Annotated in this window: 11 protein-coding genes and 1 pseudogene; 5 read left to right on the top strand and 7 right to left on the bottom strand. The window is 68.2% G+C overall.

Annotated features, from left to right (window positions below; all coding sequences use genetic code 11):
• Nucleotides 1-134 precede the first annotated feature (134 nt).
• On the bottom strand, nt 135-1130 hold the full coding sequence (locus tag CP984_RS40320) for an acrylyl-CoA reductase family protein (RefSeq protein WP_003979210.1): 996 nt from the start codon (nt 1128-1130) through the stop codon (nt 135-137).
• A gap of 280 nt (nt 1131-1410) precedes the next feature.
• Entirely contained in the window at nt 1411-2271 is an 861-nt protein-coding gene (locus tag CP984_RS40315) for a LysR family transcriptional regulator (RefSeq protein WP_003979209.1), read from the bottom strand.
• A gap of 491 nt (nt 2272-2762) precedes the next feature.
• Between CP984_RS40315 and CP984_RS40310 the strand changes: the two genes are divergently transcribed.
• The gene (locus tag CP984_RS40310; protein ID WP_003979208.1) at nt 2763-3794 is read left to right on the top strand and encodes an NAD(P)H-dependent flavin oxidoreductase; all 1032 of its coding nucleotides are present in this window, start codon (nt 2763-2765) and stop codon (nt 3792-3794) included.
• Nucleotides 3795-3866: 72 nt separating this feature from the next.
• Nucleotides 3867-4154, top strand: a complete 288-nt coding sequence (locus CP984_RS40305) for an acylphosphatase (RefSeq protein WP_003979207.1) — start codon at nt 3867-3869, stop codon at nt 4152-4154.
• A gap of 261 nt (nt 4155-4415) precedes the next feature.
• Here the strand turns inward: CP984_RS40305 and CP984_RS40300 are convergent, their stop codons facing one another.
• Both CP984_RS40300 and CP984_RS40295 read right to left on the bottom strand, forming a co-directional pair.
• Nucleotides 4416-4691 (bottom strand): hypothetical protein, encoded by a 276-nt coding sequence (locus tag CP984_RS40300; RefSeq protein ID WP_030182172.1) that lies wholly within the window; start codon nt 4689-4691, stop codon nt 4416-4418.
• 9 nt (nt 4692-4700) lie between these two features.
• On the bottom strand, nt 4701-4949 hold the full coding sequence (locus tag CP984_RS40295; protein WP_030819637.1) for a hypothetical protein: 249 nt from the start codon (nt 4947-4949) through the stop codon (nt 4701-4703).
• Nucleotides 4950-5355: 406 nt separating this feature from the next.
• Between CP984_RS40295 and CP984_RS40290 the strand changes: the two genes are divergently transcribed.
• Nucleotides 5356-5808 carry a hypothetical protein gene (locus CP984_RS40290; RefSeq protein ID WP_003979204.1) on the top strand — a complete coding sequence of 151 codons (453 nt, stop codon included), beginning with the start codon at nt 5356-5358 and terminating at the stop codon, nt 5806-5808.
• A 69-nt stretch (nt 5809-5877) separates the two neighbouring features.
• Here CP984_RS40290 and CP984_RS40285 read toward each other — a convergent pair whose 3' ends face one another.
• Nucleotides 5878-6351, bottom strand: coding sequence for a DUF7489 domain-containing protein (locus tag CP984_RS40285; protein WP_129820937.1), 474 nt, complete (start codon nt 6349-6351; stop codon nt 5878-5880).
• A 20-nt stretch (nt 6352-6371) separates the two neighbouring features.
• Here CP984_RS40285 and CP984_RS40280 point away from each other — a divergent pair, with 20 nt between their 5' ends.
• Nucleotides 6372-7064: a hypothetical protein gene (locus tag CP984_RS40280; RefSeq protein WP_030182174.1), complete on the top strand. Its 693-nt coding sequence runs from the start codon at nt 6372-6374 to the stop codon at nt 7062-7064.
• A gap of 308 nt (nt 7065-7372) precedes the next feature.
• On the opposite strand, the gene CP984_RS42485 is transcribed toward CP984_RS40280, so the two are convergent.
• The gene (locus tag CP984_RS42485) at nt 7373-7570 is read right to left on the bottom strand and encodes a recombinase family protein (protein ID WP_231512711.1); all 198 of its coding nucleotides are present in this window, start codon (nt 7568-7570) and stop codon (nt 7373-7375) included.
• Between the two features lie 321 nt (nt 7571-7891).
• On the opposite strand from CP984_RS42485, the gene CP984_RS40270 reads away from it, so the two are divergent.
• Nucleotides 7892-8617, top strand: coding sequence for a dienelactone hydrolase family protein (locus CP984_RS40270; protein ID WP_003979201.1), 726 nt, complete (start codon nt 7892-7894; stop codon nt 8615-8617).
• Between the two features lie 19 nt (nt 8618-8636).
• Here the strand turns inward: CP984_RS40270 and CP984_RS42725 are convergent.
• Nucleotides 8637-9157, bottom strand: a pseudogene (locus tag CP984_RS42725) (Tn3 family transposase).
• Nucleotides 9158-9308: the final 151 nt, after the last annotated feature.

The raw sequence follows: 9308 nt of genomic DNA, 5'->3' as shown, positions 1-9308 counted from the left end.
ATGCATCGCGTGGTTATATGCGCGGCCGGCGGTGACGGCGTACGGCCTTTTTGCGCGGCCGGCGAATGACTGCGTACGGCCTCTTCGCGGCCGACAGGTGACGACGTACGGAGGGAGAGTTCGCGCGAGTGCGGTCAGCGCGCGCGGACGTCGACGACGGTACGGCCTGTCCCGTGGCCCGCGAGCACGTCCGCGGCGGCGTCCTGCGCGGCCGCGAGGGGGACGGAGCGGGTCACGGTGTCGAGCAGGCCCGGGTCGAGGTGGCGGGCGAGGAGCTGCCAGGCGGCTTCGCGGCGCTCGCGCGGCGTGCGGACGGAGTCGATGCCGAGGAGGGAGATGCCGCGGAGGATGAACGGCATGACGTTTCCGGGGAACGCGGCGCCGGCGGCGAGGCCGCAGGTGGTGGCGGTACCGGAGTGCCGCAGCCCGGCGAGGGCGCCGGCCAGGAGGGGGCCACCGACCGCGTCGACCACTCCTGCCCAGCGCTGCTTGGCGAGCGGCTTGCCCTGCGGGTCGAGCTCCGCTCGGTCGACGACGTGGGCGGCGCCGAGCCTGGTGAGCCGGTCATGGAGGGTGTCCGGACGGCCGGTCACGGCGATCACCTCGTACCCGGAGTCGGCCAGCAGCGCGATGGCGACCGAGCCGACGCCGCCGCCGGCACCGGTGACCAGGACAGGTCCGTGCGCGGGGGCCAGTCCATGCCGTTCGAGGGCGAGGAGGCTGAGCGCCGCGGTGAACCCGGCGGTACCGATGGCCGCGGCCTGGGCCGGGGTGAAGGGGGCGGGCACGGGGACGAGGTCCGCTCCGTCGACGGCCGCGAGACCGGCGAGGCCGCCATGCCGGTCCTCCCCCAGCCCGGCACCGTTCAGGGTGACGAGATCGCCCGGGCGCCAGCGGGGGTGACGGGAGGCGAGAACCTCCCCGGTGGCGTCGATACCGGTCACGAGGGGGCGGCGGCGGATCACACCGGGACGGCCGTGCAAGGCAAGGGCGTCCTTGTAGTTGATGCTGGAATAGTGCACCCGCAGGGTGGTGTCACGGTCGTCCAGAACCTCGCTGTCGAGTTCTTCGAGGGTCGTGCGATGCCCGTCGGGAGTTTCACGGGCGATCCATCCGGTGAATGTGGTCATGGCGTCGACTCCTCTGTTGCGAATGCCTGTTGCGAATGCGGCCGAAGGAAGCGAGGCGGGCCCGTCGTACATCGGTCCAACTCGTCGGGCGGCTTCTCCCTTTCGACGCTAGGCAGTTGGTCGGCCATGTGGAAATGCTTCTTGGGCTGCGTCCATGCTTTGCGGGCATAGTGGGAGGGCCGCGGGGGTTTCGGCCGTACGTCCTCGGAAGCCCCGCACATTGCATGCACGGGACTCACTCACCGAATCGCGCACGGCGCCCTCACCGGGCCGGGCACCGTCACTCAGGTGTGCTCTGCAGGGCAGCGTCCAGGAAGCGGCGGACCAGCGTCCGCTGGGTGTCGGGCAGATGCACCAGGCTGACCGGGCTGAGGGGCGCGTTGGTGAGGGGGACGAAGCGGAGGGCGGGGTGCTGGGCACGGCGTTGCGCGACCCCGGGAACGATGCCGATGCCCCGGTTGGCGGCCACCGTCTCCAGCCACTCGTCGTAGTTGGCCGTTTCGACGATCTCGTCCGGGCGTTCGCCGACGGGCCACGACGAGGGGCCGGTGGTTCCGCTGACCGTGTTGACGACCAGAGGCCAGTACCGGACATCGGCCCAGTCCAGATGCGTGAAGCGGGTCAGCTCGCTGCGCTCCGAGCAGACCGCGATGCGGGGCTCGTCGTACAGGCGCACGCTCCGCATCTCCGTCGGTACATCGGCGTCCCCCCGCACCAGGGCGATGTCGACGGTACTCCGGCGCAGCGCCTGGACAGGGTCGTCGGTGCGGGTCAGGACGACCGAGGCCCCGGTCTCCTCCTCGAAACGGCTGACGGTCCGCTGCGCCCAAGGATCGGGCAGCAGCCAGCCGAAGCCGAGCCGGAGGGTGACACGGGGCCTGACGGCGGCCAGCGCTGCGTCCAGGGCGGCGAGGACCCGCTCGGCGTGCTCCAGGAAGTGCGCACCGGTGTCGGTCAGCGCCAGGTGCCGGGAGGAGCGTTCGAGGAGCAGGACGTTCAGCCTGTTCTCCAGTTGCGCGATCGTACGGCTGAGTGCCGGCTGGGTGATCAGGAGTTCCTCGGCGGCCCGGGAGAAGGAGCGGTGGCGCGCCACGGAAGAGAAAGCCCGCAGGTGCCGCAGTTCGATGTCCGTGCTCGTCATGGCCTTCACCGGCGTCCATGCGCGTCGTGCATGACAGCAGACTAACGGGCATTTCACGGAGGGCTATGGGCTGGCTAGCGTCGATGGCGGCTTCCGGACCCCGTACGGGCCGACGGTAGCTTCCGGCTCCCATCAGGAAAGGCGACGAAAACCGTGCGTGTATCGGCTCCGCTCCGCCCAGGCGCTGCATCTCCGTGGGTGATCGTCGTACGGAGGGCGGCAGTGCTCGCGACAGGTACAGGGTCGGCATCCGCCGCCCCTGCTCTCCCGTTCATGCCGCGCTCGTACTGATCGCCGAATACGGCACAGGCCAGGTACGGGTTCTACTGCCCGCGGCCTGCCGCACCACTGCTGCCGCGTACTGCCGCTGACCAGCGTCTCGGCGCCCCTTCACCGAAGCCGCGTCCGTCACCGCCCTTCCGTGTCCCCCGTTCCTCCTTCGACCTCGCCCGCGGCCCCAGCGGCCTGGCCCCGTACCTCATGGAGCTCTCATGACCACCCTGCTGACCCATCTCGATATCGACCGTCCGATCCTGGCCGCGCCCATGGCCGGCGGAGCAAGCACACCCGCTCTGGTCACCGCGACGGCACGCGCCGGCGGACTGGGATTTCTGGCCGGCGGCTACAAGAGCGCGCAGGCACTCGCCGGGCAGATTCACACCGTCGAATCCGAGGGCGTACCGTTCGGCGTCAATCTCTTTGCGCGCAACCCCATCCCCGTGCCCCCTAAGGCATATCAGGATTACGCACGCCTTTTGCAGAACGAGGCCGACCGCTACGGGCTGACGCTGTCCGACACCGCACCGCTGGATGACGACGACCACTGGGCAGACAAGATCGCATTGCTGGTCGCCCACCCTGTCCCCTGGGTGTCCTTCACCTTCGGCATCCCCGACGCCGGGACCGTCACGAGCCTGCGCCGAGCCGGAACCACCGTCCTGCAATGCGTCACCACCCCCGCCGAGGCACGCCTGGCGGTCGATGCCGGCGTCGACGCGCTGATCGTGCAGGGGCCGGCCGCCGGCGGGCACTCGGCCACGCTGACCCCCGAACGTCCGGTCACCTCCATCGCCCTGCCCGACCTCGTCACCGCGGTACGCCACACCGTCGCCCTGCCGGTCATCGCCACCGGCGGCATCGCCACCCCCGCCGACGTGGCAGCCGTCCTCCAGGCCGGCGCGCAAGCCGCCATGGTCGGCACCGTACTGCTGCGCACCGACGAGAGCGGAGCCTCCGCACCCCACAAGGCCGCCCTGGCGGACCCGGACTTCGACACCACCGTCATCACCCGCGCCTTCACAGGACGGCCGGCCCGCGCCCTGCGCAACCACTTCACCGACCGGTACTCCGCCCACGCCCCGGCCGGCTACCCGGCCCTGCACCACCTCACGAGCCCACTCCGCAAGGCGGCCACCGCGGCCGGCGACACGGACCTGATCCACCTGTGGGCCGGCACCGGTTTCCGCCAGGCCAGAACCGAACCCGTGGCCCATACCGCCGAACGACTGACCGGCCGCCTCTGACAGCCGTGTCGCACGGCAACCCGCTGAGAGACTTCGGCGACCGGCCCCCGCTCCCCCTCCCGAAAGCCCACCATGATGATCCAACGACACCTTCACGTCCGTGGCCTCGTGCAGGGCGTGTACTACCGCGACACCTGCCGTCAACTGGCCGAGGAATCGGGCGTGACCGGTTGGGTCCGCAACCTTCACAACGGTGACGTGGAGGCCCTGTTCGAGGGCTCACCGGAAAATGTCACATGCCTGGTGCGGTGGGCGGCCAAAGGTCCGGGCGCCGCCGAAGTGACCGAGTGCACCGTGACTGCCGAAAGCCCCGAAGGACACCGAGACTTCCGCATCCTGCCCGATGCTCGGCCGGCCTAGCGCGAGCTTCCGATACGGCTCTCCTAAAACGGGCCGGGTAGCGGCGCCCCACGCCGGACCGCACCCCGGAGTTGGGGTACGCACAGTTGCTGAACGCCGCGCGGGCTCGCCTGCCTCCCGCAGCGCACTGCGTACGAGTTGCGCCAACGCAGGTCGTCGGCGGCCGACGGCCACCGACGACCACGGCTACGAGACGAGCCGGATGCGCAGCACCTCGTGCAGAAGCCGCAACAGCCGGCTGTCTCATACCGGTTTACCTGACTACGTATGGCCGGCGAGTTGCAGCATCTCGACCCTTCCGTTGCCTCCTCCGTCGTCCAGGACCAGGAAGGTGGCACGTGAGCTCTGACTCAGGCGGATCTGGAACTGATCGCCCTGCAGCCTCTTGTAGTTCGTGTCTCCGGCCCTCGCGGCTGCCTGAGCGGGGTGGAGCCCCTCACTCTGGATCGCGTTCTGGAAGATGTCGAACTTTTCCTGCTCGGAATTGGTTAGCTGACCGACGACTTCCATTCGACTCTTGTCGAACGTCCAGGGCATGGTACGCGCCTATTCCGTCGTCACGGTGATGTCTTCAAGCGTCAGGTTTTTGACAGCCAGTTCGACTCCACCGAAGGAACGCTCGAACTCATTGCGCCCCACCCTGAGCGCGTTGACTTCGGTTGAGGACCCGCCGGCCGTCATCTCGAAGTTTCCGTCGGCCTTGCAGTCGACGATCACCTTGGTCTGCCTACCGAAGGCCCAGGTACGGATGTGTGCCTGCACTTCCTGCGGGGCCAGGCGAAAAGGACCAGCCATGGGTGATACCTCCATTGATACTCGCATTTACCTATTCTCATCACCTGTTACCCCTCATGGGTGAGGAATCCACACCAAGGGCCGTGATCACTGCGGCGTATCGTTTCCTTTGCACGAACTCCATCGCATTTTCGTACAATCCGAGGCTACGGATACGGACTCACAGCAGACCTCGGCAAGCCCATGTGCGAGGGCTGACTGGCCAAAGTGGTGACGCCTCTCGGGCCGCACGTGCGCCGGGAGCTCCCCCTGCCGCTCGGCGGCGAGCAGCGGACCACCCACCGCGGTCCGCCTGACCTGCCAGTCCGGCCAGGCGATGGCCAGGCGATGGCCAGCCGACATGGCCCCCGGCCAGCGCCCGTCGGCATGCTGCTCGCACCAGCCGGCATCGAGCATGATCAGGGGTATGGACAACACGCACCTGCCGACCACCGAGGCGGCAGTCGCCGCGATACGCGGTATCGCAGAGGAATTCGAGCTGGCGATGTCCGTCACCGACGACATCGGCGCGGACCGGACATCGCGTCGCACGGCGGCCGCGCTCTTCACGGTGTTCGACCCCGACGGTTCGCTGCCGCACGAGGCGTTCGTGGAGCTGGCGGGATCACCGCCGGTGAGCGTACGGCTCTTTCCCGAAGACGACGCGCAGATCACCGTAGACGGTGTGGAATTCCACGACATTCCCCGTGACGCCGTTCCCGCATTTCTCAGATCCGTGTATGGCGGGCTTGCCTTCGTCAAGGCCCGGATGTTCCCTCCGAGCCAATGGCTCGTCGTACCGCTGCCCGGGGATGAGACGTACAAGGAACTGATCACTGGCCCTGGTCTGACGCCTTGGCTGGCCTGCAGTATCCGTTAGCGCCAGACTGCGGCCTCAGTCCCGGGCCCGACCTTTTGGCCTTCACGGTATATGACGTGTAGCGGAGGGCTACCCCTTGACCGGGTCGGCGCCCGGCCGCTTGACGATTCGATCACCGACCGCGACCGACTTCCAGAGCCGACGACTGATCCGGACCTTCATGGGATCGTCGTCGGCGATACGGATCTCGACGAAGTGGTACATGTTCGAGCCATCGAGCATGCCTCGGGACTTATTGACGATGACGCCTTCCCAGGCATCGTCTCGTCCGGCTTTGTGAGTTTTGAACATGCTACTGAGTCTACGAGGATCGGCAGTAGGACTTGCAGGGCCGCACGTCGCATTTTCGGGGATGACATATGTCATGCCAGGGTGCCGCACATCGACGCCGTCGATCCGGTCGGGCCAGGCGCGGTGGTCAGGCCGGTCTCCGTACCAGCGCCGCACGGGCGGGGAGGCAGCGTCGCGGCCATGGAGGGTGCGGGCAAAGAAGCGTCCACCCACCAGACCGTGTTCACCAAAATGGTGGGCGACGACACTCACATCGTAGGAGCATCTCCAGCATGAATGAGCAAGAGGCACCTCGTCATCTTCTGGTGTGGGCAAGAGGAGACGACTTCCCCCTGTACACCTCGACCGCGGGATTCCATGCCAGTGCCCCGGACGACTTCACGGTCGGCCTGCTGGCGGGAGATCCCGACCTGGACCTCCCCCAAAGCTTGGTGAACGGCCTCCTTTCATGGAACGCCGCTCTCCCGCCGGAAGGGCCGGCAGCCAAGGCCCGCATACGCAAACACGTCGGCACCGGCCGCGAACTTGCGCAATCCGTGGCACAGCATCTGGGGCCGACGTGGGTTGTGCGCTATTGGGACGCTCGGCATGGCACGGCGAAGTTCGTGTGCTGGGGGTGCGCACGCTTGCGCTGGACTGTGGATTCACACGGCAATCCACCGCATCCCCTCCACGTGACCATGATGGCCGAGTACCACTGGGGCCCCTTCCGTGCGGACGGGTTCGGTGACTTCATGCCGGATGACCCGGCAGCGAGCCTCAACCTGCCCGATGATCTGGTGGACGACCTGTACCCCTGGGCCGGCGACTTCGACGCCGCGATGAATCGGTACGTGGCGGATCGCGACGAAGAAAAGCATGGCGCTGAACGTGTCGAATTGGAACGCAGGGGTGAGGAATTGGCTCATCGGGTTGCCGGTGCGTTGGGCCCGGGGCGAACGGTGACATACGCGGGTCTTGCTTGAGCAAGTCGGCGACTTTTGCCCGGTGTGTCGAGGGTGACCGGCAATTCCGGGGCGGGGGCGTGCTCCTCGATGGTGGTGTGGTCGGGCAGGAGGACGGCGGTGCGGAGGCGCCGCGGCTGACGCCGTGGTCGCGGGCGGGGCGGCGGAGCGGCCTTTCACGTACACGGTGCGCACGTCGTCGGTCTTGTCAGCCGCCACGGCGGGGCGGCGACCGCCCTTGTTGCCCTTGGCCTCGGCGGCTCGGAGTCCGTCGTACGTCAGGTCACGCTGGAGTTCGCCGGCGGCGGCGAGGGTCTGCACCATGAACCTCACGGTGGACAGCAGTTCTCCGGTGCGCAGGGGGGGCGGACGGTGAGGTCCATCGCGGAGAACGCGCCGTCGTGGATGCGCAGCGCGAGGCGGTAGCGGTGGAGGACGTCGAACACGTCGAGGATGTGGCCGGTGCTGCGCACGAGGCGGAACATCCCAGGGATGCGCACTGTGTCGCCCGGCCGCGCGTACGCCAGCAGCTCGCCGAACTTCGGCCGCTGGGGGGGGAGGCGGCTGGAGGTGCCGCTGTCCTCCTCGAAGACGGCCGGGTCCTCGATTCGGCCTCGCCAGGACGAGGTCCTGGCAGGCGGTCGACTGCTGTTCCGTCGAAACCCGCTTGTGCACCAGATTCGCCACCGAGGGGCCCTTCCGTACGGAGGATCGGGCCCTATCTGTCGTCAAACGATCGCTTGACGACAGGCGGACGACGCGTCCGGTGATGTCGTCGGGACAGGCCGCTGTCTGCCATCCGTGAACACCACCCCGAGCAGGCGCAACGGTCATTACCGTCCAGTCGCATGACGACGGTAACAACCCGTACGGTCGAATACCCGGCCGACAACCTGACGATGATCGGATACCTCGCGCTCCCGGCCGGTGCAGAGCGCCGGCCCGCAGTCCTGCTCGGACCCGAGGGGACGGGGCTCAGCGACGTCGAGCGCCGCCGGGCCGATGCCCTGGCGGAGCTGGGATACGTGGCGCTGGCCTTCGACCTCCACGGCGGACGCTATTTGGAAGACCCAGAGGAAATGTTGGCCCGATGCATGCCGCTGCTCGCCGACCCCGACCGGATGCGGGGTATCGGCCACGCGGCGCTCGACGTGTTGCGCGCCGAACCGCGGGCCGACCCCGACCGGATCGCCGCCGTCGGCTACGGCACCGGGGGCGCAGTCGCGCTGGAACTCGGTCGCGATGGCGTCGACCTGCGCGCGATCGGGACAGTCAACGCACTGACCACGGGCCGACCGGGTGAGGCGGCACGCATTCGCTGCCCGGTTTGGGCCGGGGTCGGGTCGGAAGACCCGATCATGCCGCCCGCGCAACGGGAGGCGTTCACCGCAGAGATGCAGGCCGCGGGCGTCGACTGGCGCCTTGTGGTCTACGGAGGAGCCCTTCACGCCTTCCACCACCCATCGGTCGACCACACCGTGCGCCCCGGCGTCGGCTACCACCCACAGCATGCGCAGCGGGCCTGGCGCGACATCGTCGCCCTGCTCGCCGAGTGCCTGCCCGTCACGGATTGATCCGATCAGCTCCTGATGCTCACTCCTGCCCGTCGTCGTCTTCGTCCAGTTTTGGGGCGTCGGGGGCGCGCAGCGGGCGCAGGGTGATGGCGGCGTCGATGTACTTCGTGGTCCACAGCACGATGGTGTTGAGGGCCAGGCCGAGCGCGCCTAGCTGGTCCTCCGTCTCGTTCCGGTAGGCCTGGTGGAAGGTGCCGCGCTTGCCGTGGCGTACGTCCCGGGCCAGGTGTTCGGTCTTGGCGATCCGCCCGTACCCCGCGAACGCGGCGCCCAGCGGGGTCAGGCGACTGTCGCGTCCGAACATGCGCAGCAGGTCGTGGGCGCGGACCTGGTTGGTGACCAGGGAACCGGCGACCTTCAGCATGTCCGGCCAGTGCGTGATCGCCTTGTTCAAATTCACGCGGTTGCGTGCCCGGTCCGCCGGGGGGCCGTGACTGCCCTTCTCAACGCCGGGCATCGTGACCCGCCAGAACCGCTGTCGTCCAAGTCGCGGAACCTGAGGCTGAAGTTGTATCCGAGGATCTTGAACAGGCCGAACACCCTGTCGGAGTACGAGGCGTTGTCGGTGGCCACCACCTCCGACTTCGCCCCGCCGCCCAGGTTCGCAGCGCGTCCAGGATGTGCAGGAAGACGCGCGGGATGCCGGGCACGTCCATCTGCCCGATGCCCGCGACCTGGTCGTTTACGGCGT

The organism is Streptomyces rimosus, assembly GCF_008704655.1.
GTDB classification, from domain to species: domain Bacteria; phylum Actinomycetota; class Actinomycetes; order Streptomycetales; family Streptomycetaceae; genus Streptomyces; species Streptomyces rimosus.
Note: the sequence above shows the minus strand (reverse complement) of the source record. Positions and strands in the feature narration are given on the sequence as shown.

Excerpts from the sequence above, each read along its gene's own strand:
- CP984_RS40310 (WP_003979208.1), top strand. The coding sequence starts at position 2,763 with ATGACCACCCTGCTGACCCATCTCGATATCGACCGTCCGATCCTGGCC.
- CP984_RS40290 (WP_003979204.1), top strand. The coding sequence starts at position 5,356 with ATGGACAACACGCACCTGCCGACCACCGAGGCGGCAGTCGCCGCGATA.
- CP984_RS40295 (WP_030819637.1), bottom strand. The coding sequence starts at position 4,949 with ATGGCTGGTCCTTTTCGCCTGGCCCCGCAGGAAGTGCAGGCACACATC.
- CP984_RS40300 (WP_030182172.1), bottom strand. The coding sequence starts at position 4,691 with ATGCCCTGGACGTTCGACAAGAGTCGAATGGAAGTCGTCGGTCAGCTA.
- CP984_RS40280 (WP_030182174.1), top strand. The coding sequence starts at position 6,372 with ATGAATGAGCAAGAGGCACCTCGTCATCTTCTGGTGTGGGCAAGAGGA.
- CP984_RS40270 (WP_003979201.1), top strand. The coding sequence starts at position 7,892 with ATGACGACGGTAACAACCCGTACGGTCGAATACCCGGCCGACAACCTG.
- CP984_RS40305 (WP_003979207.1), top strand. The coding sequence starts at position 3,867 with ATGATGATCCAACGACACCTTCACGTCCGTGGCCTCGTGCAGGGCGTG.
- CP984_RS40320 (WP_003979210.1), bottom strand. The coding sequence starts at position 1,130 with ATGACCACATTCACCGGATGGATCGCCCGTGAAACTCCCGACGGGCAT.
- CP984_RS40315 (WP_003979209.1), bottom strand. The coding sequence starts at position 2,271 with ATGACGAGCACGGACATCGAACTGCGGCACCTGCGGGCTTTCTCTTCC.